The organism is Streptomyces sp. NPDC058663, assembly GCF_042716745.1.
GTDB lineage: Bacteria > Actinomycetota > Actinomycetes > Streptomycetales > Streptomycetaceae > Streptomyces.
In genome coordinates, this window is record NZ_JBHXRV010000007.1 from 47,836 (window position 1) to 74,466 (window position 26,631).

The following is a 26,631-nucleotide window of genomic DNA, read 5'->3' on the forward strand; positions in this document are numbered from 1 at the left end:
GGCTAGGGGGCGGCACTGACAGCGCCGCGGGGCCGTCGTCCCGGCCCGCGTAGGTTACGCGCCAGTAGGGCATCCGGGTGAAGGGATCAAGGCAGGTCAGGAGAGGTTAAGGTCACAGCGATTACCCCTGCTGCACCTTTGGCGCACTGCCCTAGCATCTGAGCATGACGGTCCTGCCTGACGACGGGCTCTCCCTGGCCGCCGAGTTCCCTGATGCGACCCATGAGCAGTGGCAGCGCCTGGTGGAAGGCGTGCTGCGCAAATCGGGTAAAGACGTCACGGGAGCTGCGGCGGAAGACGCCCTCTCCACTTCCCTCGACGACGGGCTGACGACGCGCCCGCTGTACACCGCCGATGACGGCGGCGTTCCTCCGGACGGTGCCGGGCTGCCCGGTTTCGCCCCGTACACCCGGGGCTCCTCGCCCGCGGGTGCGACGGCGGCCGGCGGCTGGGACGTACGGCAGCGGCACGAGCGCCCCGACCCCGCCCTCACCAACGAAGCCGTTCTGGGCGACCTGGAGAACGGCGTGTCCTCGCTGTGGCTCGCGGTCGGCGGTGCGGGGCTCCCGGTGTCCGGCCTGGAGCGGGCCCTGGACGGGGTCTATCTGGACCTGGCCGCGGTGGCGCTGGAGGCGGGGGCGGACGTGGACGCCGCCGCCCGGGAGTTGCTCCGGCTGTACGAGGCCCGAGGGGTGGCCCCCGAGGACGCCCGGGGCAACCTGGGCGCCGACCCGCTGGGACACGCCGCCCGCACCGGCACCCACGACCCCGCGCTCGACGCGTCGGCCGTGGCCCTCGCCCAGTTGACGTCCCGTCAGTACCCCGGCGTGCGCGCGCTGGTGGTGGACGCGCTCCCGTACCACGAGGCCGGCGGCTCGGCCGCGCAGGAACTGGGGTGCTCCCTGGCGACCGGCGTGGCGTACCTCCGTCTCCTCACCGGGGCCGAGGCCGCTGCGGACTCCGGCTCCGGCCTGGACGTCGGCGCGGCTCTGCGCCAGCTCGAATTCCGCTACGCGGCCACCGCCGACCAGTTCCTCACCATCGCCAAGCTGCGTGCGGCCCGCCGGCTGTGGGCCCGCGTCGCCGAGGCGTGCGGGGCCGCCGACGCGGGCGGGCAGCGGCAGCACGCGGTCACGTCGTCGGTGATGATGACGCGCCGCGACCCGTGGGTGAACATGCTGCGCACCACGATCGCCTGCATGGCGGCCGGAGTGGGCGGCGCGGACGCGGTGACGGTCCTCCCCTTCGACCAGGCCATCGGCCTGCCCGATGCCTTCGCGCGGCGTATCGCCCGCAACACCTCCACCATCCTCGTCGAGGAGTCCCACCTGTCCCGGGTGGTCGACCCGGCGGGCGGCTCCTGGTACGTCGAGCAGCTGACGGACGAGCTGGCCGCGGCGGCCTGGGAGTGGTTCCAGGAGATCGAACGGGCGGGCGGCCAGGCGGACGCCCTGCGCACCGGCCTGATCGGCGACCGGATCGCCGCCACCTGGGAGCGGCGCGGCAGGGCGCTGGCCAAGCGGCGCGAGCCCATCACCGGCGTCAGCGAGTTCCCGCAGCTCACCGAGCGGACCGTGGAACGCGACCCGGCCCCGCAGCGGCCGTCCGGGGGCCTGCCCCGGGTGCGCCGCGACGAGGCGTACGAGGCGCTGCGCGCCCGCTCGGACGCACATCTGGCCGCGGCCGGCGCCCGGCCGAAGGTCTTCCTCGCCGCGCTCGGCCCGGCCGCCGCGCACACCGGGCGGGTCACCTTCGCCGCGAACCTCTTCCAGGCGGGCGGCGTGGAGCCGGTGCACGACCCCGTGACGATCGGCCCGGACACGGTGGCCGAGGCCTTCTCGGCGAGCGGTGCGAGTGTCGCCTGCATCTGTTCCAGCGACGCGCTCTACGCCGAGCAGGCGGCGGACGTGGCGGCCGCCCTGAAGCAGGCGGGTGCGCGCACCGTGTTCCTGGCGGGCCGCCCCGGGGAAGCCGAAGAGTCGTACCGGAGTGCCGGGGTGGACGAGTTCGTCTTCGCCGGCTCGGACGCGGTGGCCACCCTCACCTCCGTCCTCGACCGTATGGAAGTGAAGTGATGGGCAGCATTCCCGACTTCTCGCAGATCGAGCTGGGCACCCCGGCCGGCGGGGGCTCCGAGGAGCAGTGGCGGGCGGCCGTGAAGGAGTCGACCGGCCGCAGCACCGAGGACCTGGCCTGGGACACCCCCGAGGGCATCCCGGTGAAGCCGCTCTACACCGGCAGGGACACCGAGGGCCTGGACTTCCTCGCCACGTACCCGGGTGTGGCGCCCTACCTGCGCGGCCCGTACCCGACGATGTACGTCAACCAGCCGTGGACGATCCGCCAGTACGCGGGCTTCTCCACCGCCGAGGAGTCCAACGCCTTCTACCGGCGCAATCTGGCGGCCGGCCAGAAGGGTCTGTCCGTCGCTTTCGACCTGCCCACGCACCGCGGGTACGACAGCGACCACCCGCGGGTGACCGGCGACGTCGGCATGGCGGGCGTGGCGATCGACTCGATTCTCGACATGCGCCAGCTCTTCGACGGCATCCCGCTGGACAGGATGTCGGTGTCGATGACCATGAACGGCGCCGTGCTGCCGGTGCTGGCGCTCTACATCGTGGCGGCCGAGGAGCAGGGGGTTCCGCCGGAAAAGCTGGCCGGGACCATCCAGAACGACATCCTCAAGGAGTTCATGGTCCGCAACACCTACATCTATCCGCCGAAGCCCTCGATGCGGATCATCTCCGACATCTTCGCGTACACCTCGCAGAAGATGCCGCGCTACAACTCCATCTCGATCTCCGGCTACCACATCCAGGAGGCCGGTGCGACGGCGGACCTTGAGCTGGCGTACACCCTCGCGGACGGTGTGGAGTACCTGCGGGCAGGGCTCGAAGTGGGCCTGGACGTGGACGCGTTCGCACCCCGGTTGTCCTTCTTCTGGGCGATCGGCATGAACTTCTTCATGGAGGTCGCCAAGCTGCGGGCGGCCCGGCTGCTGTGGGCGAAGCTGGTCAGGCAGTTCGATCCCAAGAACCCCAAGTCCCTCTCGCTGCGCACCCACTCGCAGACCTCGGGCTGGTCGCTGACCGCGCAGGACGTCTTCAACAACGTGCCGCGGACCTGCATCGAGGCGATGGCCGCGACCCAGGGCCACACCCAGTCGCTGCACACCAACGCCCTGGACGAAGCCCTCGCGCTGCCCACGGACTTCTCGGCCCGCATCGCCCGCAACACCCAGCTGCTGCTCCAGCAGGAGTCGGGCACCGGCCGGGTCATCGACCCGTGGGGCGGCTCGGCGTACGTGGAGAAGCTGACGTACGACCTGGCGCGGCGCGCCTGGCAGCACATCGAGGAGGTGGAGGCGGCCGGCGGCATGGCGAAGGCGATCGACGCGGGCATCCCCAAGCTCCGTATCGAGGAGGCCGCCGCACGCACCCAGGCCCGGATCGACTCCGGCCGCCAGCCCGTCATCGGCGTGAACAAGTACCGGGTGGGGACGGACGAGAAGATCGACGTCCTGAAGGTCGACAACTCGTCCGTGCGCACGCAGCAGATCGCCAAGCTGAAGCGGCTGCGCGAGGAGCGCGACGAGGCGGCCTGCCAGGAAGCGCTGCGGGCGCTGACGGCGTCCGCCGAGCGCGGCAGCTCCCAGGGCCTGGACGACAACCTGCTCGCGCTGGCCGTGAACGCCGCGCGGGCGAAGGCGACCGTCGGGGAGATCTCGGACGCGCTGGAGACGGTGTACGGGCGGCACGCGGGCCAGATCCGTACGATCGCCGGTGTGTACCGCAACGAGGCAGGAGAGTCCCCTTCCGTGGAGCGCACCCGCGCGCTGGTCGACGCCTTCGAGGTGGCGGAGGGACGCCGTCCGCGCATCCTGGTCGCCAAGATGGGCCAGGACGGGCACGACCGCGGCCAGAAGGTGATCGCGACCGCCTTCGCCGACCTGGGCTTCGACGTGGACGTCGGCCCGCTGTTCCAGACGCCGGCGGAGGTGGCGCGGCAGGCCGTGGAGGCGGACGTGCACATCGTCGGTGTCTCCTCCCTCGCCGCCGGGCACCTCACGCTGGTGCCGGCGCTGCGGGCGGAGCTGGCGGCGGAGGGCCGGGAGGACGTGATGATCGTCGTCGGCGGAGTGATCCCGCCGCAGGACGTTCCCGCGCTGCACGAGGCGGGTGCCACGGCAGTCTTCCCGCCCGGCACGGTCATCCCGGACGCCGCCCACGACCTGGTGACGCGGCTCGCGGCGGACCTGGGGCACGAGCTCGCCGCAGCGGCCGACGCCACGGAGGACTGACGGCACATGCCCGCGAAGATCGACCTCGATGCGTACGTCAAGGGTGTGCTCGACGGCAAGCGGGCCTTCGTGGCCCGGGCGATCACGCTCGTCGAGTCGTCCCGCCCGGACCACCGCAGGCTGGCCCAGAAGCTGCTGACCGAGCTGCTGCCGCACGCGGGTGCGGCACGCAGGATCGGGATCAGCGGGGTGCCGGGGGTCGGCAAGTCGACGTTCATCGACGCGTTCGGCACGATGCTGACGGGGCTGGGGCACCGGGTCGCGGTGCTCGCCGTCGATCCGTCGTCGAGCCTGACGGGCGGCTCCATCCTGGGTGACAAGACCCGGATGGAGCGGCTGTCCACCGACCGCGCCGCCTTCGTCCGCCCCTCCCCCTCGGCAGGCACCCTGGGCGGCGTGGCACGGGCGACGCGTGAGGCGATGGTGGTGGTGGAGGCCGCCGGGTACGACGTGGTCCTGGTGGAGACGGTGGGGGTCGGCCAGTCGGAGACGGCCGTCGCCCAGATGGTCGACTCCTTCCTGCTGCTCACCCTGGCCCGCACCGGTGACCAGCTCCAGGGCATCAAGAAGGGCGTCCTGGAGCTGGCGGACGTCGTCGCGGTCAACAAGGCGGACGGCCCGCACGAGCGCGATGCCCGTTCGGCCGCCCGCGAGCTGGCGGGCGCCCTGCGTCTGATGCATCCTCCGGCCCCCCACTCCGGCCGGACAGGAAAGGCCCCGTCCGCCGACGCGGTATGGACTCCCCCGGTGCTGAGCTGCAGCGCCCGCGAATCGGCCGGCCTCGACACGGTGTGGGAGCGCCTGGAGCAGCATCGCGCGCTCCTCGAATCGGCGGGCCGTCTCGCCGGCAAGCGGGCGGATCAGCAGATCGACTGGGCGTGGGCGATGGTCCGCGACGAGCTCCTGGACAGGCTGCGCGCGCACCCGGGGGTGCGCGGGGTGACTCCGGAGGTCGAACGCGCTCTGCGCGAGGGGGAGTTGACGGCGACGCTGGCGGCGGAAAAGATCCTCGAGGCGTTCGGCGACCAGCTCGGCCGGTGACCTGGCGCGCGCCTGATATCCGGGCCATCGGTGACTACGCCGTGCGGCCCGGCGCACTTCGCGCCGGGTCGCACGCTGCTTCGACGGTCTCGAACTGCTCGCCCCGGCCCGGCCTTCTTCTGCAACCGCCGGCGGCCCGAGGGAGCGGACGCGGCCCCGCCGCCACCCAGGTCGCGGTGTACGGCGGCGTGGGACGCGAGCCGTAGCCGTCGGGCCGGCGGGCGGGCCGGCCCGACGCCCTACGCCAGTTCCAGGTGCAGCCGCAGGACGAGCCCGCGCTCCGTCGCCCGGATCTCCACCAGGTCGCAGAGCTGGTGCATGATCCACACCCCCCGGCCGCCGCTCGCCGCGAAGGGGTCGGGGCGGCGGCGGCCCGTCAGGGGGTCGGCGAGCAGGCCCTGGTCGCTGATCTCCGCGATCGCCGCACGCCCCTCCCGCCACATGCGCAGGCGCCCCCGGCCGCCTCCGTGGCGTACCGAATTGCTGAGGGCCTCACCGATGGCGAGCAGCCAGTCCGCGCGCCGGGACGCCGTCAGCCCGGCGGCCGCCGCCCAGTCGTCGGCCCGGTCGCGCGCCTGGGCCAGGGCGTCCTCGTCGAAGACGAACTCCTCGGCGTCGGCGCCGGGCTCGGGCAGCGGAAGGTCGCAGTCGCGGCAGACCTCGTGCGGGTCGCTGTAGAGATCGCTGGCCCGGTAGGGCTCGGGGCCGCCGACGACGGGGTGCGTGCGGTACGCCTGGGCCAGCACGTCCTTGGGCAGCGCCGTGTCGTACGGGCACAGGATGCCGACCTCGCGGCCCTCGAAGGCCAGGTTGATCAGCGCCTCGTGCCGGGTCGCCTCCAGGGCCTCGGCCTCGGTGCGGCCGACCCAGATCGGTTCGCCCACGATCGAGACCCGGGTGCCGGTCCCTTCCGTGCGGTCGGCGAATTCCTGGAGCATCGACAGGATGCGCCCCGGGTTGCGTCCCGCCAGGGTCATGTCGACCCAGGTGACGTCCGCGGCGGCGGCGCCGATGAGCTCGCGCAGCAGTGCGAGGCGGACGGCGGGCACCGCCACCAGCACGGGCTGCCCGTCGGCCAGGGCGTCGCTGATGAAGCCTCCGACGCCGGCGAGGTATTCGTCCGGGGTGCCGTAGAAGAGGGCCGGGTGGAAGAAGGGGGCCCGGCTGCCGGGTTCGGCGGCCGTGCGCGGCTGAGTGGTCATCGTGCGACGACCTCCATCGAGGAGCTGAGCTCCGGGAACAGATCCAGCAGCCGCCGCAGGGTGGGCGGTGCCTCCCGGATCCGTAGGGGGACGTTCCCCGGGCGGCTCGCGGCCGCCTGCGCGAGAGTGACCAGCGAATCCGCGTCGAGGTGGTGCAGGGTGGAGAAATCCAGTTCCAGGTGGGTGCCCGGCGCCGTCGCGACCGCGGCGGCGGTGGCGGCGACGATGCGCCGCGTGTCGTAACCGGCCGAGCCGCGCAGCAGGAAGCCGGGGGATCCGGACAGCGGCGCCACCTGCAGGGTGGGTTGGGCGACGGTGTTGCCCCGGTGCGTCAGATGGGCGCCCGCCAGCACGTTCACTCCCTCGTCGGACACCAGTCTGCGGTCGTAGAAGCACCACGCCGTCAGCGGCAGCCGTTCGAAAACTTCGTGGTGTATCCGCAGTTCGTACTCCAGCAGGCGGTCGACGCCCGCGTTCTCCCGCATGCCCCAGGACATTTCCTCGATCACCCGCAGTCCGCGGTGGCCGCGGCCGAGGGCCGTGTCGACCGCTTCGTACCACAGGGCGATCATGGCGTCCGGGTCGAAGCCGGAGTCCGCGAGGTGCGTCCGGGCCTCCGGCAAGGACAGCTGGCCCCGCCGGACGGCGCCCTGTGCGTCGATCCCGGCGTCGGTGAGCGTGCGCAGCACCCGGGCGGGATCCGTGGCGTCCGCGAAGTAGAGCATCGCCTCGTCCCGTTCCAGTCCCTCCCGGACGAACGCGCGCAGGTGCCCGGCCCACTGGTGGTCGTCGGAATAGACGATGCTGGAGTGCCGCTCCGTGCGCTCGGGAAACACTCCCCCCATCGGCACTTTCTCCACGCTTTTCGTCCCCTGCCCGCCCTGTCCGGCTACCGCCACTTCCTTCATGTAAGCACACAGTCCGCACAACCGTGGAGTCCCCTCCGTCCGGCGTCTGGGCCGAGGGCTCCGACTCGCGTCGGCGCGAGAGCGATATCAAGATGTTTGTGGGGCACTGGTACACCGTCACGCCGCTGTCACCCCGAGCCGCCGTCCTGCGACGGCGGAGCGGTGCAGCGGTCCGAGCGGCGGAGCAGAGAGGAAGCCACCTGTGGGCGGCCCCGGAAAAGAACCGGCCAGGAAGACACCGGCAAGGGAGTCGGGGGACGCGCACCTGTCCCCCGCGGCGGAGGAGCTGCTGGCCGGCCTCCAGGTGGATGAGCAGCGGCCGGAACAGCCGGTGCTGTTGGACGAGGACGGCAAGCCGCTGCGGACCTGGCAGGAGAACTATCCGTACCCGGCGAAGCTGCGGCGCGACGCGTACGAGCGGCAGAAGCGCATCCTCCAGATCGAACTGCTCAAGCTGCAGAAATGGGTCCGCGACACCGGGCAGCGGGTCGTCGTGCTGTGCGAGGGCCGGGACGCGGCCGGCAAGGGCGGCACCATCAAGCGCTTCACCGAACGCCTCAACCCGCGCGGCGCGCGCGTCGTGGCACTGGACAAGCCCACGGACCGGGAGAAGGGCCAGTGGTACTTCCAGCGGTACGTGACGCAGCTGCCGGCCGCGGGGGAGATCGTCTTCTTCGACAGGTCCTGGTACAACCGGGCCGGCGTCGAGCGCGTCATGGGCTTCTGCACACCGGCCGAGTACCGGCACTTCTACTCGCAGGCGCCGGTCTTCGAGAAGATGCTCGTGGACGACGGGGTCGTGCTGGTGAAGTTCTGGTTCTCGGTCTCGCAGAGCGAGCAGCGCACCCGGTTCGCGATCCGCCAGGTCGATCCCGTACGGCAGTGGAAGCTGTCCCCCACCGATGTGGCGTCACTGGACCTGTGGGACGCCTACACCGCGGCAAAGGTCGAGATGTTCCGCGCGACGGACACCGGGCACGCCCCCTGGACGGTCGTGAAGAGCAACGACAAGCGCCGGGGGCGGATCGAAGCCATGCGCCACCTGCTCCTGCGCTGCGACTACGCCGCCAAGGACCCGGAGGCGATCGGCTCCGCCGACCCTCTCATCATCGGCGCGGCCGACACCTTGCTGGAACCCGGCGAGGAACCCACCGACCTCTCCCCCACGCCCCTGCTCTCCCAGGGAGAAGGCCCCGGGCGGCACCCGCAGGCTCCGGAGACGGCAAAGGCTCCGCAGATATCCGACACCCCGCAGGCCTCGGAGGGACCGCAGACCTCGAAGGCACCGAAGGCCTCGGAGACCGACGGCTAGGGCGCCGGACGGCCCCGCAGGCTCGCCTGCGGGGCCGTGTGCTCCGTCTGCTCAGCTCTGGGTGAGCATTCCGGTGCGCAGCTGGGTGAGGATCCGGGTCAGCAGACGCGACACCTGCATCTGGGAGATGCCGAGCAGCTCGCCGATCCGGGCCTGGGTGAGCTCCTGGCCGAAGCGCATGGAGAGGATCCGGCGGTCCCGGTCGGAGAGGCCGGAGAGCAACGGGGCCAGGGTGTGCAGGTCCTCGACCAGTTCCAGGCCCGGGTCGCAGGCGCCGATGAAGTCGGCGTAGCTGACGGGCGACTTGGCGTTGTTGTCGTGACCGGTCTCGGCGGGAAGGTCGAGGGACCCGGCGGTGTAGCCGTTGGAGGCGACCAAGCCGTCGGTGACCTCGGCCTCCGTCAGCTCCAGCAGCTCGGCGAGCTCGGGGACTGTGGGGTCGCGGTCGAGGACCGCGGCGAGCTGTTCCTTGGCCCGCGCCAGTTCGCCGCGCAGTTCCTGCAGCCGCCGCGGCACGTGCACGGACCAGGTCGTGTCGCGGAAGAAGCGCTTGATCTCGCCGGAGATGTACGGGATGGCGAACGAGGTGAACTCCACCTCTCGGCTCAGGTCGAACCGGTCGATGGCCTTGATCAGCCCGATCGTGCCGACCTGGATGATGTCCTCCAGGTCACCGCTGCCCCGGTTGCGGTACCGGCGGGCGGCGAACTTCACGAGGGAGAGGTTCATCTCGATGAGGGTGTTGCGCGCGTAGCTGTGCTCGTGCGTGCCCTCCTCCAGTTCCTGGAGCCGGTCGAGGAAGAGCCGGGAGAGCTGGCGCGCGTCCTTCGGGGCGACCGCGGTGGGGTCGACGATCCGGGGCAGGGGGACCTCCCGGGCCTCTGTGCTCGTCCCGACCATGGAGGTCGCCTGCTGCCCTGCGAGTGCTGTCGTCACCGTGAAGTCTCCGCTCTTCTCGCCCCCGAATAGTGTGTGTCCTTCCGGGATGCCTGCCCCCGGAAGGACACACCATCCTCGAAAAGAGCGGGCAATTCGCTCGGACGTGCGATCCCGTGGCGCGGGCCGCTCGGATCGCGGCGCGAAAGGGCCGGCCGTAGGCGCCCGGCCTGCCGGAATACCCGGCGTTCCGGGCCCGTCGGCGGCCGGGGACTACCCTCCACCCACTCGACCTGCAAAAGTGCAGGCCGGTAGCCCGCCCGCGCACCTTTGCCGGAGGTTCACATGAGGATGCTCATCAACGTGCCCGAGACCGTCGTCGACGACGCGCTGCGGGGAATGGCGGCCGCACATCCCGAACTCACCGTCGACGTGGAGAACCGGATCGTCGTGCGGCGCGACGCGCCCGTCGCAGGCAGGGTCGCCCTCGTCTCGGGCGGCGGCAGCGGCCACGAGCCCCTGCATGCCGGGTTCGTCGGGCCGGGGATGCTGTCCGCTGCCTGTCCGGGCGAGGTGTTCACCTCGCCCGTGCCCGATCAAATGGTGCGGGCCGCGGCCGCCGTCGACGCCGGAGAGGGGGTGCTGTTCGTGGTGAAGAACTACACCGGGGACGTACTCAACTTCGACATGGCGGCCGAGCTCGCCGAGGAGGAGGGCATCCGGGTCGACAAGGTACTGGTCGACGACGATGTCGCGGTGACGGACAGTCTGTACACCGCGGGGCGGCGGGGCACCGGGGCGACTCTCTTCGTGGAGAAGATCGCCGGAGCGGCGGCCGAGGCGGGCGCCCCGCTGGAACGGGTCGCCGAGGCCGCCCGGCAGGTGAACGGGTCCGCACGCAGCTTCGGGGTGGCACTGAGCCCGTGCTCCACCCCGGCGAAGGGCAGCCCGACCTTTGAACTTCCCCCCGGACAGCTGGAGTTGGGCATCGGCATTCACGGGGAGCCGGGGCGTGAGCGGCGGGCCATGATGACCTCGCGGGAGATCGCGGACTACGCCGTGGATGTCGTGCTGGAAGACCTCCGGCCGACCGGCCCCGTACTGGCGCTCGTGAACGGCATGGGCGCCACTCCCCTGCTGGAGCTGTACGGGTTCAACGCCGAGGTGCAGCGGGTGCTCACCGAGCGCGGTGTGCCGGTGGCCCGTACCCTCGTCGGCAACTACGTCACGTCCCTCGACATGGCGGGCGCTTCGGTGACGCTGTGCCAGGTCGACGAGGAGCTGCTGCGGTGGTGGGACGCGCCGGTGCAGACCGCCGCGCTGCGGTGGGGACGGTGACCGGCCGGGCGGGCGAGGGAGAAGGGGTGCTCATGCTGGACGCCGGGTTCTTTCAGCGGTGGATGACTGCCGCGGCCGCCGCTGTGGACGGGGCGGCGGACCGGTTGACGGAGCTGGATTCCGCCATCGGAGACGCCGATCACGGAAGCAACCTGCGGCGCGGCTTCGCGGCCGTCGCCGCCACGCTGGAGAAGGACCCGCCCGGCACGCCGGGTGGCGTACTGACCCTGGCGGGACGGCAGTTGATCTCCACTGTGGGCGGGGCTTCGGGGCCGCTGTACGGGACGCTGCTGCGCCGTACCGGCAAGGCGCTCGGGGACGGTGCCCAGGTGTCGGCGGCGGAGTTCGCGCAGGCCCTGCGGGCCGGGGTCGAGGCCGTGGCGAAACTGGGCGGGGCCGCTGCCGGGGACAAGACCACGTTGGACGCGCTGCTGCCCGCGGTGGACGCGCTGGAGGCCGCGGCCGGGGACGGCACGGCCGCCGCTTTCGGTGCGGCACGCGAGGCCGCGGACAGCGGTGCCGCGGCCACCGTGCCGCTCCGGGCCCGCAAGGGCCGGGCCAGTTACCTGGGCGAGCGCAGCATCGGACACCAGGACCCGGGCGCCACCTCCGCCGCACTGCTCCTTCGGACGCTCGCGGAGACCGCGGAGACCGCGGAGACCGGGACCGGTGAGGCCGGGACGCCTGGAACCGGGACCCCTGAGGCCGGGACCCCTGAGGCCGGGACCCCTGAGGCCGGGACCAGTGAGGCCGGGACCACTGGAACCGGGACCCCTGAGGCCGGGACCCCTGAGGCCGGGACCAGTGAGGCCGGGACGCCTGGAACCGGGGCCCCTGGAACCGGGACCCCTGAGGCCGGGACCGCTGAGGCCGGGGCGGCGGAATGAGCGCGGCCGGTACGCCGGACGCGGAGTCCGTCGGGATCGTTCTCGTCTCGCACAGTGCGGCGGTGGCCGCCGCCGTCGCCGAGCTCGCGCTGGGGCTGGCGGGCGGCGGTCCGGCCGCGCCCGTCGCCGCCGCGGGCGGGGACCCGGACGGCGGCCTCGGCACGGACGCCGGGCTGATCGTGCGGGCCGCCCGCTCGGTGGACCGGGGCGCGGGCGTGGCGGTGCTGGCCGACCTCGGCAGCGCCGTACTGACGGTGAAGGCGCTGCTGAGTGAGGCGGAGGAGGACGGCTACGGCGACGAGGACGGACTGCCCCGCGGCACCCGGCTGCTGGACGCACCCTTCGTCGAAGGTGCGGTCGCGGCCGTCGTCACCGCGTCGGCGGGCGCCCCGCTCGACGCGGTGGGGGCCGCCGCCTCGGAGGCGTACACCTACCGCAAGGTCTGACCGCCGCATCGGAGGCCTGCACCTGCCGCGAGGTCCGACCGCCGCGGGGAGCAGCGGCCCTGCGGGGCGCACCCGCAGACGGGGCGTACCGGGGGACATGCCCCCCGGTACGCCCCGTCAGTGCCCCTCGGGGGTGACGCCCACGCCCGCCGCGCCGGGTACGGAGTCCTCGGCGGGGGCGAACCAGGTCGGCTCGTTCGCCAGTGCCTGCTTGATCCGGAAGGTGGCGAACTCCCGCATCTCGGGCAGCGCGTCCACCGGGAACCAGCCGACCTCCAGCGACTCCTCGTCGTTGACACGGGCCTCGCCGCCGATGGCCCGGCAGGCCACCGTGATGTCCATGAACTGGCAGATGTCGCCGTTGCCGTACTGCACCGGCCGGAGCGTCTGGACCAGGACGATCCGCTCGACCTCGATCTCCACGGCCGTCTCCTCGAACACCTCGCGCACCGCCGCCTGCGCGGGCTGCTCCCCCGGCTCGGGGATGCCGCCGACGACCGACCACTCGCCGTTGTCGGAGCGGCGGCCGAGCAGTACCCGGCCCTCGTCGTCGAAGACGACGGCCGTCACGCCGGGGAGAAAAAGCAACTGGTGACCTGCGGTGGAGCGGAGTTTCGTGAGGAATTCGGGGGTAGCCATGACTCGACCCTAAAGGACGCCGGGGGCGCCTCTGCCGGCCCGCCTGGACCGCACGGACCTGGCCGCGGCCCAGCCGAGCGCGCCCATTCCGAGCAGGGCGAAGGCGATCTCCGGGGTGATGCCGGCCCGGGTCGCCGGGGTCAGCGACGACCGCAGCGGGATCTTCGCGACGAGGGCGTCGGGGACGAACATCCCGCTCTGCTGGACGACCTGCCCGTCCGGCTGGATGATCGCGCTGACACCGCTGGTGACGGGCACCAGGACCGCCCTGCCGTGCTCGGCGGCACGCACCCGGCTCATGGCGAGCTGCTGGTAGGTCATCTCGCTGCGGCCGAAGGTGGCGTTGTTGCTGGGTACGGCGATGACCTGCCCGCCGTGCACCACGGTGTCGCGCACGGCGTCGTCGAAGGCGGCCTCGTAACAGGTGACCAGACCGACCTTGGTGCCGGCCATGTCGAAGACGCCGACCTTCTTCCCCGGGCCGAAGTCGCGGCGCACCCGGTCCACGTCCGAGCTGAAGATCCGGGCGAAGTCACGCATCGGCATGTACTCACCGAACGGCTGGATGTGGCGCTTGTCGTACGTGTCGACGGGGCCGCGCTCGGGGTCCCACTGGATGAGGGTGTTGCGCAGCGGACCGGTCTCGGGGGTCAGGACGGCGCCGATGGCCACCGGGACGCCGATGGCCCGGACCGCGTGGCCGATGACGTCCCTGGCGTCGTAGTTGCGGTAGGGGTCCAGGTCGGAGGAGTTCTCCGGCCAGAGGACGAAGTCCGGCCTGGGCTCCCGGCCCGCCTTCACGTCGGCGGCGAGCTGCTCGGTGCGCCGGGCGTGGTTCTTCAGGACGGCGCTGCGCTGGGCGTTGAAGTCCAGACCCAGGCGGGGAACGTTGCCCTGGATGAGGGCGGCGGTGGCGGTGCCGTCCTCGGCGGAGTCGTCGAGCAGCGGGCGGGCGGCCAGCGAGGTGACGAGCGGGACGAGGACGCTCGCGGCGGCCACCGCGACGCCTGCCCGGGGCAGCACGCCGGTGCTGCGGTAGAGACCGTACTGGCGCACCGCCTCGTACAGCCCGAAACCGCAGAGCGCGACGGCGAACCCGAGTGCGGGCGTCCCGCCGAGCGCGGCCAGCGGGAGGAACACGCCGTCGGCCTGGCCGAACGCGATCTTCCCCCAGGAGAAGCCCTCGAACGGGTAGCGGGCCCGCAGGCCCTCCCCGACGATCCACAGCCCGGCGGCCCACACCGGCCACAGGGGCAGTCGGGAGACGGCTGCGATGCCCGCGCCGACGAGGGCGAGAAAGAGCGCCTCCAGGAAGGTGAGCGCGAGCCAGGGCACCGGGCCCACCTCCTCGCCCGTCCAGGACAGCAGCGGCAGCAGGAAGCCGAGCCCCGCGAGCAGCCCGAGCCCGAATCCGGCACGCAGCCGCCGCCCGTACAGGCACCAGCCGAGCAGCGCGAAACCGGGCAGCACCAGCCACCACAGGGGCCGGGGCGGGAAGCCGGCGTACAGCAGCAGTCCGGAGACGGCGGCAGCGGCGGGCCGCACCAGCCGTCCGAACGGTCGCCGCCCTCCCTCGCGGGGGATGTCCGGGGCCGATTCCGGCTGGTCCATGGGGGTGATGGTGGTGCTCACCCGGCGGAGTCTACGGTGGCGGGAAGGCCGGGAGCGGGGCGGTCCCCCCGACCCCGTGGCGGCCGCCCGGCAGTCAGGTCCTGGCGCCCGGTCCCCGCCGCCGGGTGGCGGCGTCAGGCACCCCGCTGTGCCGCCGCCGGGTGGAGGCGTCAGACACCCCGCTGTCCCACCGCCGGGTGGAGGCGTCAGACACCCCGCTGTCCCACCGCCGGGTGGAGGCGTCAGACACCCCGCTGTCCCACCGCCGGGTGGAGGCGTCAGGCGCCCGGCCGTCCCGCAGCCGGGTAGAGGCGGAGCCGGTCCCGGACGGCCCGTACCGCGCCCGCCGCGTCGTCGACGGTGACCGTGAACGTGCGGCCGTCGCCCAGGCGCAGCACCACGCCTTCGCCCCGGCGGACCACCACGGCCGTGCCCTGGCCGGGCCGCCACCGGTAGCCCCAGCCGCCCCACTGGCGGGGGGTGACGCGGGGGGCGAACTCCACCGCGGTCACCTGCGAGAGCGGGATGCGGCGGCGCGGCAGTCCCATGTGGCCGCAGCGCACTTCCAGGGCCTCGTCGTCGATGGTGACCGCGACGTGCACGAAGGCGAGCGTCCCGAAGATCACCAGCATGCCGACCAGGACGCAGCCGACGACGGCCATCAGGAGCGGGACGATGCCGGAGACCCACGAGGAATCGACGGCGAGCCCGATACCGAGCGCCAAGGACCCGGCACCGGCGGCGGAGAGCAGCCATTGCGCACGGTTGGTGGCGCGGCCGGTCCAGACGGTGCGAGCGGGCTCGTTCGGCAGGCCGTCAGCCCTGGGAAGGTCCCTCATGCGTAGCAGCGTACTCACGATCCGCGTTCATGGCAGCCAGGAGACGGCCCTCGGCATAGGCCAGCGCGGGGGTGGTGAGCGTGCGGGACTCCCGGCCACTGAGGAGAACGGTGAGGTGGGTACTGGGGTCGGCGGCGGGGGCGGGTACGGCACCGGCCCGCCGCAGTGCCTGTGCGGCGACCGCGTCCGCGGAGCCGAGGAGCGCCGGCGGCTGTGCGACGCCGGGCCGCGCGAGGGCGGCCCGGATCCGTTCGGCGACGAGTTCGTAATGGGTGCAGCCCAGGACGACGGTCCTTACATCCGGCGGGGTGAGAGCGGCGGCCGCCGCCACCGCCCGGTCGATGGCGTCCTCGTCCGCGCTCTCCAGGGCGTCCGCGAGCCCCGGGCAGGGCACCTCGGTGACCTCGACGCCGGCCGCGAAGTCGCGGATCAGCCCCCGCTGGTAGGGGCTGCCCGTGGTGGCCGGGGTCGCCCAGATCGCGAAGGGGCCGCCGGCGGCGGCCGCCGGCTTGATCGCGGGGACGGTGCCGATGACCGGGATCCGCGGTTCCAGTGCGGCGCGGATCGCGTCCAGGGCGTGCACCGTGGCGGTGTTGCAGCCGATGATCAGGGCGTCGGGACGGTGCGCCGCGGCCGCCCCGGCGACGGCGAGCGCGTGCGCCCTGATGTCGTCGGGTGTACGGGGCCCCCAGGGCATGCCGTCCGGGTCGGAGGCGACGACCAGGTCCGCGTCGGGCCGCAGCCGGTGTACCGCGGCCGCTGCCGCGAGCAGGCCGATTCCCGAGTCCATGAGCGCGATCTTCACCCAGTCACCTTAAGCGACGGCCGCATTTGTACCCGGGGGCCCTCCGCAACCCCCGGAAGCCCGCCCTCCTACGGCACACTGCGACAGGTGAGCGTCATCGCGTGGATCGCTGTGGGATCGCTGGCCGCCTGGCTGTGGCTGCTGCTGGGCCGGGGCTTCTTCTGGCGGACCGACCAGCGGCTGCCGCCCGGCACCGCACCGCCCGGGGGGCAGTGGCCGTACGTCGTGGTGGTCGTGCCGGCCAGGGACGAGGCCGCGATGCTGCCGTGCAGTCTGCCGTCCCTCCTCGTGCAGGACTATCCGGGCGGGGCCGAGGTGATCCTGGTGGACGACGGGAGCAGCGACGGCACCGGCAAGCTGGCCCGTGCCCTGTCCCTCCAGTACGGCGGTCTGCCGCTGGCGGTGGTCTCGCCCGGCGAGCCGGGGCCCGGCTGGACGGGCAAGCTGTGGGCCGTGCGGTACGGGATGGAGCTGGCCCGTGCGAGCAGCCCGGACTACCTCCTGCTGACGGACGCGGACATCGCCCACGAGCCGGACAGCCTGCGGGAACTGGTGGCCGCCGCGCACGGCGGCGGTTTCGACCTGGTGTCACTGATGGCGCGGCTGCGGGTGCGCAGTAACGGGGAGCGGCTGCTGGTGCCTGCCTTCGTGTACTTCTTCGCCCAGCTGTACCCGTTCCGGTGGGTGAACCGGGCCGGTGCCCGGACGGCCGCCGCCGCGGGCGGCTGTGTGCTGCTGCGCACGGAGGCGGCGATGCGGGCGCGGGTGCCGGAGTCGATCCGCGGCGCGGTGATCGACGACGTGTCCCTGGCCCGGGTGGTGCGGCGCTCCGGCGGACGGATCTGGCTGGGGCTCGCCGAGCGGGTGGACAGCGTGCGCCCCTACCCGCACCTGGGTGACCTGTGGCGGATGGTCTCGCGCAGTGCGTACGCCCAGCTGCGGCACAACCCGCTGCTGCTGCTCGGTACGGTCGTGGGCCTCGCGCTGGTGTACCTGGTGCCGCCGTGCGCGCTGGGTGCCGGGATCCTCACCGGGGACGCGGCGGCGGGCTGGGCGGGGCTCGCGGCCTGGGCGGTGATGGCGGGCACGTACCTGCCGATGCTCCGCTACTACCGGCAGTCGGCGGCGCTCGCCCCGCTGCTGCCGTTCACTGCGCTGCTGTACACGCTGATGACGGTGGACTCCGCCGTGCAGCACTACCGGGGAAGGGGCGCGGCCTGGAAGGGGCGTACGTACTCCCGTCCCGAGGCCGCGCCGGACCGCTGATCCGCGGGGTTACTTCCGGCCGGGGGTCCAGTTCATGCCCCAGCCGTAGGCCTGGTCCACGGTGCGCTGCGGGCTGACCCCGCGCTGCGGCACCAGGTACTGGGCCTCCCTGCGGACCGTGAGGTCGCCGTTCTCGTAGCTGATGAGGGCGAGGGCGGCGACGGTGGAGGGCACGGTGCACTCGTCGAGGGAGAAGTCGATGGGGGCGCCGTTCTGCGGGGTGAGGGTGACGGTGGCGTGCAGGTCGGCGAAGGAGCGGGCGCCCTCGTAGATCGTCACGAAGATGAGCACGCGGCGCAGTTGGGCCTTGTGGTCGAGGTTCACGGTGAGGTTCTCGCCGGTGGAGAGCGCTCCGGTGCGGTCGTCGCCGTCGAGCAGGATGTACGGCGGCTGGTGCATCGCGCCGAAGGCGTTGCCCAGCGCCTGCACCACTCCCTTGCGGCCGTCGGTGAGTTCGTACAGGGCGCACAGGTCGAGGTCGAGGTCGGAGTGGACGGCCATCGCCCGGCCCAGCTTGCTGCCCCAGCCCTTGAACTGCTTGCGCGACTCCCAGTTGAGGTTGACGCGCATCGCGCCGCCGGTGCCGCCCTGCTTGGCGAGGGAGACGGTCGGCGACGCCTTGGTGAGCGTGACCTTGGTCAGGCGTACGGGTTCGGGGGCGGGCGCAGCGGGAGCCGGAGGGGCCGGAGCGGGGGCGGGCGCCGGCGCCAGGGGTGCCGGGTACGGCTCCGTGGATTGCTGCGTCTGCGGGGTCCACTGGGGCTGAGTGGCCTGCTGGGGCTGCGGGACATGCGGGGGCCGCGGGGGCGAATAGCCCTGCGAGGCCGGCGGGGCCTGCTGCGGTTCGTCCACGGTGATGCCGAAGTCCGTGGCCAGTCCTTCCAGGCCGCTGCTGTACCCCTGGCCCACTGCCCGGAACTTCCAGGCGCCCTGGCGCCGGTAGAGCTCGCCGAGCACGAAGGCGGTCTCCACGGTGGCGTCCTGGCTGTCGAAGCGGGCGATCTCCGTCCCGCCTGCCGCGTCCAGCACCCGTACGTACAGCCCGGGCACCTGGCCGAAGTTGCCGCCGTCGGCCGACGCGGCGAGCACCACGGTCTCCACCGCGGCCTCCACGCGCGCGAGGTCGACGCTCAGAGTGTCCGTCACCACCCCGCCCGCGCCCGGCTGCTTGCCCTCGTACCGCACTGCGCCCGAGCCGTGGGCGGGCTGGTTGTAGAAGACGAAGTCGGCGTCGGAGCGCACCCGGCCGCCGGACAGCAGCAGCGCGGACGCGTCCACCTCCGGCACTCCGGGTCCTGAGGCACGGCCGACCTCGACCCGCACGGACTGCGCCGGCACCGGCACATTGGTTCCCTTGAGCATGGACATGCTTGCCCCCAACACGAGTCGAAATGGACCGTTCCCTACACGATCCGAACGCTACGAGACGACCGATTTTCCCAAGTTCGCTCTGATTAGTGACCCTGCGCCACTCGCCACACGGAAAACAACCCTCTTATCGGGCTCCCCAACCAGAACATCTTGGGCTTAACTTATGTGCCATGACCTCCCCCCGCGCCACCTATGGCGGCGGCTACTATTCCGCCCCGTCCTTCCCGGACACCCCGATCTACGACTCCCTGGTCGCCGAGCGGGGCACACCCCAGATCGCCCCGATCCGGGTCCCCGCCATGTACGACACCGGCAACAGCTACCTGCCGGCGCTTCCGTCGGCCCTTCCCGCGCTGCCGGCCGCACCTTCCCACCCGCAGCCCGCTTACGGCTACCCGCAGCCCGCCGCGCAGCAGCAGCAGCACGCGCCCATGCAGCAGTACCAGCAGGCGCCGCACCTCCAGCAGGCTCCCGTGCCGCAGCTCCAGCAGGCGCCGGTTCCCTACATCCCGCAGCAGGCCGGCCCGCCGCGCGGCTACCAGGGCGCCCAGCCCATGCAGCCCCAGCGGCAGCAGCCCGCGCGCCCGGCCGCCGTGTCGGGCCAGCAGCCCCAGCGGCCCGTCGCGCCGGGCGGGTACGAGGCGATGCGCCCCGTGGCCCCGCGTCCCGCGCCCGCCGGAGCTCCGTACGAGGACCCGTACAACCGGCAGTACCAGCAGGACGGCAGGGGTTACTGAGCCGCCGCGGGCGGGACGTGCGCGCGGGCGTACGGGAGGCATGAGCGGGTCCGGCTGTTGGCCGGGCCCGCCCGCAGGCCGTGCTGGCAGGATGGGGGGCATGGCGAATCCTGTTCACGCGTCGGTGCACGCGCTGCATGTCTATCCGGTGAAGGCGCTGGGGGGCTTCGCGCCGCCGGACACCGCGATCGAGCCGTGGGGCCCCGCCGGGGACCGCCGCTGGCTGGTCACCGACGCGCAGGGGAAGGCGCTCACCCAACGAGAGCAGCCACGGCTCGCGTTGGCCTCGTCACGGGCGCTGCCGGGCGGGGCGGTGCGGCTGATCGCACCGGGACTGGACCCGCTGGACGTACCGGTGCCGCAGCCAGTGGGGACGGACCCGGTCAGCCTGTTCGGCAGCAAGTACGAGGCGGTGCCCGCGGGGCAGGACGCCGACGCCTGGCTGAGCGGCCATCTGGGCGTCGCGGCCCGGCTGATGCACCTGGACGACCCCGCGCACCGGCGCCCCGTCGACCCGGAGTTCGCCCGCCCCGGCGAGACGGTCAGCTTCGCCGACGGGTTCCCGCTCCTGGTCACCACCCTCGCCTCGCTGGACGCCCTCAACACGCTGATCGCACAGGGCGGCACGCCGGGCGAGGGCCCCCTCCCGATGAACCGGTTCAGGCCCAACCTCGTCCTGGACGGCACCGCCCCCTGGGCCGAGGACCACTGGCGGCGGATCGTCGTCGGCGAGGTGTCCTTCCGGGTGGCCAAGCCGTGCGGCCGTTGCATCGTCACCACCACCGACCAGCACACCGCGGAGCGGGGCAAGGAACCGCTGCGCACGCTGGCCAGGCACCGCCGGTCCGGTACGAGCCTCCTCTTCGGCCAGAACCTCGTACCGGAGAACACCGGAGTGGTGCGGATCGGCGACCCGGTGACGCTCCACACCTCGTAGCCGCCCCGCCGCGGGCACCGGCCCCCGGCCCGCGGGGAAGCCGCGCGGGCACCGGCCGCCGGGCTGCGCGGACCGGTCAACTCCGGCTTCCCGCGCGCGCTACGGTGGTGCAGCGAGTTCGCAGCGAATCGCGGGACGTACGAGGTGGGGGCACGGCAACGCCATGGCACAGGGCACGGTCCAGGTGACGCACTCCGGAACTTCCAGGTGGCGGCGCCGCACGGGTGAGTACGACTCCCTCGCCGCAGCCCTGGAGGCCGCGGGGGACGGCGACGTCCTCACCATCGCCCCGGGCACCTACCGGGAGAACCTCGTGGTGCGGCGGGCGGTGACGCTGCGCGGCCCCGAGGGGTCGGCCGGTTCGGTGCGGATCGCGCCGGTGGACGGCGTCGCACTGACGGTGCGCGCCTCCGCCGTCGTCCAGGAACTGAGCCTGGAGGGGCAGGACTCGGCGTCGCCCGCCCTGCTGGTCGAGGACGGCACCCCGGAGCTGTCCGGGCTGCGCATCGTGACCCGGTCCGCCGTCGGCATCGAGGTGCGGGGCGCCGCCAGGCCGACGGTGCGGCGCTGCACCATCGACAATCCGGGTGGCGTCGGCATCGGCGTGCTGGACGGTGCGGGCGGCCTGTTCGAGGAGTGCGAGGTGCTCGCGGCCGGTCAGGCCGGGGTCTCGGTCAGCGGCGGGGCACATCCGCGGCTGGAACGCTGCAAGATCCATCACACCTCCGGTTCCGGACTCGCGGTGACCGGCGAGGGCAGCGGCGTCGAGGCGATCGGCTGCGAGGTGTACGAGGTCAAGGGCACCGGCGTGCAGCTGACCTCGCGCGGTACCGGCCACCTCACCGAGTGTTCCGTGCACCGGACTTCGGCGGACGGGGTGACCCTCGACACGGACGCGGTGCTGACGCTGACCGACTGCGACATCCACGACATTCCGGAGAACGCGCTGGATCTGCGCGGGCGGGCGGTGCTGACGCTGTCGCGGTCCACGGTGCGCCGCTTCGGCCGCAACGGCCTGTCGGTGTGGGACCCGGGGACCCGGGTGGACGCCAGTGGGTGCGAGATCCACGAGAGCACGGGCGACTACCCGGCGGTCTGGGTGAGCGACGGGGCCTCGGTCGTCCTCGAATCGTGCCGGGTGCACGACGTGCCGGACGCGATCTTCGTGCTGGACAGGGGCTCGCGCGCCGACCTCGTCGACAGCGATCTCACCCAGGTGCGCAACACTGCCGTCTCGGTGAGCGACGGGGCGATCGCCCAGCTCGACGACTGCCGGATCAAGGAAGCGTCCACGGGCGCCTGGTTCCGTGACCACGGCAGCGGCGGCACCCTCGCGGGCTGCACCATCGACGGGGTGCAGACGGGCGTGATCGTCACCAAGGGCGCCGATCCCCGGATCGAGCGCTGCACCGTCACCTCCCCCGCCGAGTCCGGCTTCTACGTGTCCGCCGAGGGGCGCGGCACCTTCCACAACTGCCGGGTGACCGGCAGCAGCGGTTACGGCTTCCACGTCATGGACGGCTGCCGCACGACGCTGACGCGGTGCCGCACCGAGCGGTGCGCGCGCGGGGGCTACGAGTTCGCCGAGGACGGTCCGGTGGCCGAGGACTGCACCAGCGACGAGAGCGGGGTGAAGGCGGCGACCGCGCCGGAGCCCCCGCGGGCCACCCTGACCGCCACCCAGTCCCCGGGGCTGCTCTCGCAGATTCCCGTGCAGCCGCCCACCGCCCGCAGCGCACCTGCGGCGGAGAGCGGGCCCGCGCGCGACTCCCAGGACGTGCTCGGTGAACTCGACGCACTGGTGGGCCTGGAGAGCGTGAAGAAGGAGGTGCGCGCGCTCACCGACATGATCGAGATCGGCCGCCGCCGCCTCGAGGCCGGCCTCAAGGCGGCCTCGGTCCGCCGCCACCTGGTCTTCACCGGCTCTCCCGGTACCGGCAAGACGACGGTGGCCCGGCTCTACGGCGAGATCCTCGCCTCCCTCGGGGTGCTGGAGCGCGGGCACCTGGTGGAGGTGTCCCGGGTCGACCTGGTCGGCGAGCACATCGGATCGACGGCGATCCGCACCCAGGAGGCGTTCGACAGGGCGCGCGGCGGGGTGCTGTTCATCGACGAGGCGTACGCGCTCTCGCCGGAGGACTCCGGGCGCGACTTCGGCAAGGAGGCCATCGACACGCTGGTGAAGCTGATGGAGGACCACCGGGAGGCGGTGGTGGTGATCGTCGCGGGCTACACGGCGGAGATGGAACGCTTCCTGTCGGTCAACCCCGGTGTGGCGTCCCGTTTCTCACGGACCATCACTTTCTTCGACTACGAGCCCGACGAGTTGCTGCGGATCGTGGAGCAGCAGGCCGAGGACCACGAGTACCGGCTGGGCACGGGTACTCCGGAAGCGCTGCTGAAGTACTTCACGGCGCTGCCCAAGGGGCCCGCGTTCGGCAACGGGCGCACCGCACGGCAGACCTTCGAGTCGATGGTGGAGCGGCACGCGGGCCGGGTCGCCCAGTTCACCGAGGTGTCCACGGACGACCTGACCCTGCTCTACCCGGACGATCTGCCCGAACTGCCCTGACTCGGTGGGCGGGTTGAGGCCGGCCCGGCGCCCTGACGGGGCAGTCGCGGCTGCGGCAGCCGCGCCAGGAGCCGGTCGCGCTCGACGGCGAACTCGGGGTCGGCCTGGTATTCGGAGTGGCCCAGGATCGGTGCGGGCAGCGGGTGCTCACGGGTGCGGCCGTAGGCGAGCGGGTCCAGCAGCGCGGGGTGGTCGACCGGATGGCAGCCCTCGTCGGGAGCGACGCGGACCGGGCCTCCGATCGGGTCGGTGTGCCGCCAGAGGTTGCGCCAGCAGTCGACCTCGTCGTGCAGGTGGCGCAGGCAGTCCGGGCCGAAGTAGGCGGGGAACCAGCGCCCGTACAGCCGCTCCAGCGGTGCCCCGTGGGTGAGCAGCGCGACCTGGTGCCGGGTGCGCTGCGGGAGCTGCCAGACCGCGGCGGCGGCGAGCACGCTGCCCTGGGAGTGGCCGGAGATGACGAGCCGCCCGCCGGTGCGTTCGGTCCAGGTCGCCATCCGCCAGGTCAGGTCGGGGACGGCGCGTTCCGCGTAGCAGGGCGGGGCGAAGGGGTGGGCGGCGCGCGGCCAGAACGTGCCGACGTCCCACAGGATCCCTATGGTGCGCCGCGCCTTGGGGTCGCGGTAGGCGCGCCTGCCCCAGGTGACGAACAGCAGGAAGCCGAAGCCGATCAGCCAGGAGCCAAGGGCCTGCGAGGTGTGGGTGAGTGCCTCCACGGGTGGGGGCATGTCCCTGGCGGCCCGTCCTGGCACTTCGTCGTAGAGGTGGGCACCGAGCAGGGCGACCCCGCCGAGGACCAGCGCCGGCGTGGCGAGGACGGCGGTCATGCGGGGGGCGAGGTCGGTGAGCCCAGCGGCGGCGCGGGCGAGGGCGATGCGGCCGGTGCGTACCGGGTCGGGGTCCGCGGCCGGGTAGTCGGCCTCGACGCGGCGGGCCAGCGCCTGGCGGGTGCGCCAGGTGCGGACGGCGTAGTGCGCGGCGAGCAGGAGGAGCACCAGCAGGATCGGCGGGATGACGGAGGCCTGCCAGGTCAGCAGGACGGGCGGGCCCGCCAGCGCGTCGGCGGCTCCGCCGGCCATGCCGGGGGTGCCGGGGCCGTCGAGCCAGTCGGCCACCCGCTGCGCGACGCCGCCGGACATGACCCCGCCCAGCGCGCAGGCCAGCATGGCGACGGCGGGACCGCCGAGTCCGCGCAGGGCGGTGCGGACGACGGGGGCCCGGTGGTGCAGGAGCAGCGCGACCGCGCCGAGCGCCAGGACGAGGAGCAGCTGCGCCAGGGTCAGCAGGCCGAAGCCCCGTGCGCCGCCGGTGAGCCGGCCCGCGGACTGCCATCCGGGCCGGGACCATCCCGCGTACAGCACCGCCAGTACGAGCCCGGCGAGCGCGGTGGCGGGCAGCAGGGTGGTCAGGGCGCGGTCCAGGGAACGGTCGAAGCGGGTTTCGCTGCGTCCGCGCCGGCAGATCACCCCGACGACGACGATCCCGCCGACGGCGAGCGCACCCTGCAGCGTCCAGCCGAGCACGTCCAGGAGGGAGCCGGGCGCCGAGCGGTCGTGGGCGGCGGTGGGCACGGCGAGGGCGGCGGCCACGGTGAGGAATCCGGCTCCGGTGTGCGCGCCCCGCAGCCGGGCCACCAGCCTGCGCCCGTACCAGAAGCCGGGACGGCCGAGGGCCGGGCACCGGGACGCCTCCGGGTCCTCGGCGGCGGTGGGCAAGGGCTGCTGGGACTCGTAGGCGCTCCAGGTGCGGTGCGAGAGGTACCAGAGCAGCCCGGTGAGGGCGGCGGGGACGACGGCGGCGAGGGCGATCCGGCGGCCGGGCGGGCTCCACCAGCCGCCGTCCGCGGCGGACAGGAACCCGAGCCAGGACTTCTTCTCCGCGCAGGTCCGGGAGCCCGCGCACTGCCAGGCGACGAGGTCGAGGGCGACTTCGCAGGCGGCGGCGACGAGAAGGACGGTGAGGGTGAGGGCGACGAGGCGCACGAGGACGCCGTAGAGCCTCGTGGTGCGGGCGTGGCCGGCGGTGCTGGGGCGCATCCAGTGGGCGAGGTTGATGACCATGAAGGGCAGGAGCAGCAGCCAGAGGGCCCGTATGCCGTTGCCGGAGGTGAGGTTGGACCAGACGTACGCCTCGGGAACCGGCTTCTGGCGGTAGTCGGCTGGCCGGTCCTCGGCGCCCACGTCCTCGGTGCGGCGGAACACGGCGGCGGTGCGGTCGCCGGAGACCCTGACGGTCCGCGGGTCGCCGAGCATCTCCTCGGGAGTGGCGCCGCCGACGCCGTGGACGAGCAGTTCGAGCGCGGGTGCGGGGCCGTCGGGGACGGCGGGCGGTGGGGACACTTCGGGGCTCGCTCTCGCGGACGTACGACGGGGTGCGCGGCGGGACGGGCGGGGCGGCGCCGGACGGGAGGGGCGGCACCGGAAGGAAGGGCGGGATTTCAGCATCGCGGACGCGGGCCTTCCTGCCCACCCTGCCGCACATTCTTCGCAAGTCGCCCCCACCGCACGCACACCGCCCGCCCCGCGGGGCGCCTCCCGCACCGTCCGTGGAGCCGCGGAAGCGCACGTGGAAGGATGAGCAGCCCTTACGCCCAGAAGAAGGACCGGGGTCCGCAGTGACCGAGAATCAGAACCTGCTCGCGGAGCAACGGCGTGCCCTCATCCTCGACGAGGTGCGGCGGCGCGGCGGTGTGCGGGTCAACGAGCTGACCCGGCGGCTGAACGTGTCCGACATGACGGTCCGCCGCGATCTCGACGCGCTGGCCCGTCAGGGCGTCGTCGAGAAGGTGCACGGCGGTGCGGTGCCGGTCTCCGAGGCGAGCACCCATGAGCCCGGGTTCGAGGCGAAGTCGGCACTGGAGCTGTCCGCGAAGGAGGACATCGCGCGGGCGGCCGCCGCGATGGCTGTGCCGGGCAGCGCCGTCGCCCTGTCCGGCGGTACCACGACGTACGCCCTGGCGCGGCATCTGCTGGAGGTGCCGGACCTGACGGTGGTGACCAACTCGGTACGGGTGGCCGATGTGTTCCACACCGCCCGGCAGGCGGCCGGGGACGGGGCGGGGGCTGCGACGGTGGTGCTCACCGGCGGGGTGCGGACCCCTTCGGACTCGCTGGTGGGTCCGGTCGCGGACCGGGCGATCGGCTCGCTCCACTTCGACGTGCTGTTCCTCGGGGTGCACGGGATATCCGTGGAGGCGGGGCTGTCCACGCCCAACCTCGCGGAGGCCGAGACGAATCGGCGGCTGGTGGGCTCGGCCCGCCGGGTGGTGGTGGTCGCCGACCACACCAAGTGGGGGACGGTGGGCCTGAGTTCGTTCGCCGCACTGGACCAGGTGGACACGTTCGTGACGGACCGGGGGATGCCGGCGGTGGCCCGCGAGGAGGCGGCGGAGCATCTGCCGGGGCTGGTGGTGGCCGGCGAGACGGACGACCCGGGCGATACGCACGACAACTGACGGGCAGTCAACTACCTTTGTCGGCAAGGCATTCAATGCGGCGGGTCCGTCGCCGACGCGGCACCCTGCCCACGCGGCACCCTGCCGACG

At 73.0% G+C, this 26,631-nt stretch carries 20 protein-coding genes and 1 pseudogene; 12 read left to right on the top strand and 9 right to left on the bottom strand.

All coding sequences use genetic code 11. The features are described 5' to 3' along the window. Window positions 1-164: 164 nt before the first annotated feature. The 3 genes from ACFWVV_RS06980 to meaB are packed head-to-tail and all read left to right on the top strand — an operon-like array spanning window position 165 to window position 5,344. Entirely contained in the window at window positions 165-2,075 is a 1,911-nt protein-coding gene (locus ACFWVV_RS06980; RefSeq protein WP_384348976.1) for a methylmalonyl-CoA mutase family protein, read from the top strand. Continuing rightward, window positions 2,075-4,303 carry a methylmalonyl-CoA mutase gene (scpA, locus tag ACFWVV_RS06985; RefSeq protein WP_384348973.1) on the top strand — a complete coding sequence of 743 codons (2,229 nt, stop codon included), beginning with the start codon at window positions 2,075-2,077 and terminating at the stop codon, window positions 4,301-4,303. Before ACFWVV_RS06980 ends, scpA begins: the two co-directional genes overlap by 1 nt. 6 nt (window positions 4,304-4,309) lie before the next feature. Beyond that, entirely contained in the window at window positions 4,310-5,344 is a 1,035-nt protein-coding gene (gene meaB / locus ACFWVV_RS06990) for a methylmalonyl Co-A mutase-associated GTPase MeaB (protein WP_384348970.1), read from the top strand. Between the two features lie 239 nt (window positions 5,345-5,583). On the opposite strand, the gene ACFWVV_RS06995 is transcribed toward meaB, so the two are convergent. Then, window positions 5,584-6,546 carry an anti-sigma factor RsbA family regulatory protein gene (locus ACFWVV_RS06995; protein ID WP_384348968.1) on the bottom strand — a complete coding sequence of 321 codons (963 nt, stop codon included), beginning with the start codon at window positions 6,544-6,546 and terminating at the stop codon, window positions 5,584-5,586. Continuing rightward, window positions 6,543-7,391 (bottom strand): MEDS domain-containing protein, encoded by an 849-nt coding sequence (locus tag ACFWVV_RS07000; RefSeq protein ID WP_384348965.1) that lies wholly within the window; start codon window positions 7,389-7,391, stop codon window positions 6,543-6,545. The genes ACFWVV_RS06995 and ACFWVV_RS07000 overlap by 4 nt, the downstream gene beginning before the upstream one ends. Window positions 7,392-7,719: 328 nt before the next feature. Here ACFWVV_RS07000 and ppk2 point away from each other — a divergent pair, with 328 nt between their 5' ends. Continuing rightward, a complete protein-coding gene (gene ppk2 / locus ACFWVV_RS07005; protein WP_384349095.1) occupies window positions 7,720-8,766 on the top strand; it encodes a polyphosphate kinase 2 in 1,047 nt (348 codons plus the stop codon). Window positions 8,767-8,817: 51 nt separating this feature from the next. Here the strand turns inward: ppk2 and ACFWVV_RS07010 are convergent, their stop codons facing one another. Then, window positions 8,818-9,666 (bottom strand): SigB/SigF/SigG family RNA polymerase sigma factor, encoded by an 849-nt coding sequence (locus tag ACFWVV_RS07010; protein ID WP_384349092.1) that lies wholly within the window; start codon window positions 9,664-9,666, stop codon window positions 8,818-8,820. Between the two features lie 321 nt (window positions 9,667-9,987). Between ACFWVV_RS07010 and dhaK the strand changes: the two genes are divergently transcribed. The 3 genes and pseudogenes from dhaK to ACFWVV_RS07025 all read left to right on the top strand — a co-directional run bounded on the left by dhaK (window position 9,988) and on the right by ACFWVV_RS07025 (window position 12,313). Next, window positions 9,988-10,980 carry a dihydroxyacetone kinase subunit DhaK gene (gene dhaK / locus ACFWVV_RS07015; RefSeq protein ID WP_384348962.1) on the top strand — a complete coding sequence of 331 codons (993 nt, stop codon included), beginning with the start codon at window positions 9,988-9,990 and terminating at the stop codon, window positions 10,978-10,980. 32 nt (window positions 10,981-11,012) lie between these two features. Further along, window positions 11,013-11,630: pseudogene (gene dhaL / locus ACFWVV_RS07020) on the top strand (dihydroxyacetone kinase subunit DhaL); the annotation flags it as partial. A gap of 233 nt (window positions 11,631-11,863) precedes the next feature. Next, window positions 11,864-12,313: a PTS-dependent dihydroxyacetone kinase phosphotransferase subunit DhaM gene (locus ACFWVV_RS07025; RefSeq protein ID WP_384348959.1), complete on the top strand. Its 450-nt coding sequence runs from the start codon at window positions 11,864-11,866 to the stop codon at window positions 12,311-12,313. A gap of 117 nt (window positions 12,314-12,430) precedes the next feature. Here the strand turns inward: ACFWVV_RS07025 and ACFWVV_RS07030 are convergent, their stop codons facing one another. The 4 genes from ACFWVV_RS07030 to ACFWVV_RS07045 form a co-directional block, all read right to left on the bottom strand. After that, window positions 12,431-12,952: an NUDIX domain-containing protein gene (locus ACFWVV_RS07030; RefSeq protein ID WP_384348956.1), complete on the bottom strand. Its 522-nt coding sequence runs from the start codon at window positions 12,950-12,952 to the stop codon at window positions 12,431-12,433. A gap of 9 nt (window positions 12,953-12,961) precedes the next feature. After that, a complete protein-coding gene (gene lnt, locus ACFWVV_RS07035) occupies window positions 12,962-14,584 on the bottom strand; it encodes an apolipoprotein N-acyltransferase (protein WP_384348953.1) in 1,623 nt (540 codons plus the stop codon). Window positions 14,585-14,841: 257 nt separating this feature from the next. Then, window positions 14,842-15,402, bottom strand: coding sequence for a hypothetical protein (locus ACFWVV_RS07040; protein WP_384348950.1), 561 nt, complete (start codon window positions 15,400-15,402; stop codon window positions 14,842-14,844). Continuing rightward, a complete protein-coding gene (locus ACFWVV_RS07045; protein WP_384348948.1) occupies window positions 15,380-16,207 on the bottom strand; it encodes a glutamate racemase in 828 nt (275 codons plus the stop codon). The genes ACFWVV_RS07040 and ACFWVV_RS07045 overlap by 23 nt, the downstream gene beginning before the upstream one ends. An 87-nt stretch (window positions 16,208-16,294) precedes the next feature. On the opposite strand from ACFWVV_RS07045, the gene ACFWVV_RS07050 reads away from it, so the two are divergent. Beyond that, window positions 16,295-17,473 carry a glycosyltransferase gene (locus tag ACFWVV_RS07050; RefSeq protein WP_384348945.1) on the top strand — a complete coding sequence of 393 codons (1,179 nt, stop codon included), beginning with the start codon at window positions 16,295-16,297 and terminating at the stop codon, window positions 17,471-17,473. A 9-nt stretch (window positions 17,474-17,482) separates the two neighbouring features. Here the strand turns inward: ACFWVV_RS07050 and ACFWVV_RS07055 are convergent, their stop codons facing one another. Next, window positions 17,483-18,841 carry a TerD family protein gene (locus ACFWVV_RS07055; RefSeq protein ID WP_384348942.1) on the bottom strand — a complete coding sequence of 453 codons (1,359 nt, stop codon included), beginning with the start codon at window positions 18,839-18,841 and terminating at the stop codon, window positions 17,483-17,485. Window positions 18,842-19,014: 173 nt separating this feature from the next. On the opposite strand from ACFWVV_RS07055, the gene ACFWVV_RS07060 reads away from it, so the two are divergent. From ACFWVV_RS07060 to ACFWVV_RS07070, 3 genes are all read left to right on the top strand, one after another. Beyond that, a complete protein-coding gene (locus ACFWVV_RS07060) occupies window positions 19,015-19,581 on the top strand; it encodes a DUF6643 family protein (RefSeq protein ID WP_384348939.1) in 567 nt (188 codons plus the stop codon). Window positions 19,582-19,681: 100 nt separating this feature from the next. Then, window positions 19,682-20,518: an MOSC domain-containing protein gene (locus ACFWVV_RS07065; protein ID WP_384348936.1), complete on the top strand. Its 837-nt coding sequence runs from the start codon at window positions 19,682-19,684 to the stop codon at window positions 20,516-20,518. A 163-nt stretch (window positions 20,519-20,681) separates the two neighbouring features. Further along, window positions 20,682-23,090: a right-handed parallel beta-helix repeat-containing protein gene (locus ACFWVV_RS07070; protein ID WP_384348933.1), complete on the top strand. Its 2,409-nt coding sequence runs from the start codon at window positions 20,682-20,684 to the stop codon at window positions 23,088-23,090. Here ACFWVV_RS07070 and ACFWVV_RS07075 read toward each other — a convergent pair. Further along, the gene (locus tag ACFWVV_RS07075; protein ID WP_384348930.1) at window positions 23,060-25,426 is read right to left on the bottom strand and encodes a hypothetical protein; all 2,367 of its coding nucleotides are present in this window, start codon (window positions 25,424-25,426) and stop codon (window positions 23,060-23,062) included. The genes ACFWVV_RS07070 and ACFWVV_RS07075 overlap by 31 nt on opposite strands. A gap of 275 nt (window positions 25,427-25,701) precedes the next feature. On the opposite strand from ACFWVV_RS07075, the gene ACFWVV_RS07080 reads away from it, so the two are divergent. Then, window positions 25,702-26,541, top strand: coding sequence for a DeoR/GlpR family DNA-binding transcription regulator (locus tag ACFWVV_RS07080; protein WP_384348928.1), 840 nt, complete (start codon window positions 25,702-25,704; stop codon window positions 26,539-26,541). Window positions 26,542-26,631 lie beyond the last annotated feature (90 nt).

Coding starts and splice junctions, on each gene's coding strand:
- ACFWVV_RS07070 (WP_384348933.1), top strand. CDS start 20,682: ATGGCACAGGGCACGGTCCAGGTGACGCACTCCGGAACTTCCAGGTGG.
- ACFWVV_RS07055 (WP_384348942.1), bottom strand. CDS start 18,841: ATGTCCATGCTCAAGGGAACCAATGTGCCGGTGCCGGCGCAGTCCGTG.
- ACFWVV_RS07010 (WP_384349092.1), bottom strand. CDS start 9,666: ATGGTCGGGACGAGCACAGAGGCCCGGGAGGTCCCCCTGCCCCGGATC.
- ACFWVV_RS06995 (WP_384348968.1), bottom strand. CDS start 6,546: ATGACCACTCAGCCGCGCACGGCCGCCGAACCCGGCAGCCGGGCCCCC.
- ACFWVV_RS07040 (WP_384348950.1), bottom strand. CDS start 15,402: ATGAGGGACCTTCCCAGGGCTGACGGCCTGCCGAACGAGCCCGCTCGC.
- meaB (WP_384348970.1), top strand. CDS start 4,310: ATGCCCGCGAAGATCGACCTCGATGCGTACGTCAAGGGTGTGCTCGAC.
- ACFWVV_RS07060 (WP_384348939.1), top strand. CDS start 19,015: ATGACCTCCCCCCGCGCCACCTATGGCGGCGGCTACTATTCCGCCCCG.
- ACFWVV_RS07030 (WP_384348956.1), bottom strand. CDS start 12,952: ATGGCTACCCCCGAATTCCTCACGAAACTCCGCTCCACCGCAGGTCAC.
- ACFWVV_RS06980 (WP_384348976.1), top strand. CDS start 165: ATGACGGTCCTGCCTGACGACGGGCTCTCCCTGGCCGCCGAGTTCCCT.
- ACFWVV_RS07000 (WP_384348965.1), bottom strand. CDS start 7,391: ATGGGGGGAGTGTTTCCCGAGCGCACGGAGCGGCACTCCAGCATCGTC.
- ACFWVV_RS07025 (WP_384348959.1), top strand. CDS start 11,864: ATGAGCGCGGCCGGTACGCCGGACGCGGAGTCCGTCGGGATCGTTCTC.
- scpA (WP_384348973.1), top strand. CDS start 2,075: ATGGGCAGCATTCCCGACTTCTCGCAGATCGAGCTGGGCACCCCGGCC.
- dhaK (WP_384348962.1), top strand. CDS start 9,988: ATGAGGATGCTCATCAACGTGCCCGAGACCGTCGTCGACGACGCGCTG.
- ACFWVV_RS07065 (WP_384348936.1), top strand. CDS start 19,682: ATGGCGAATCCTGTTCACGCGTCGGTGCACGCGCTGCATGTCTATCCG.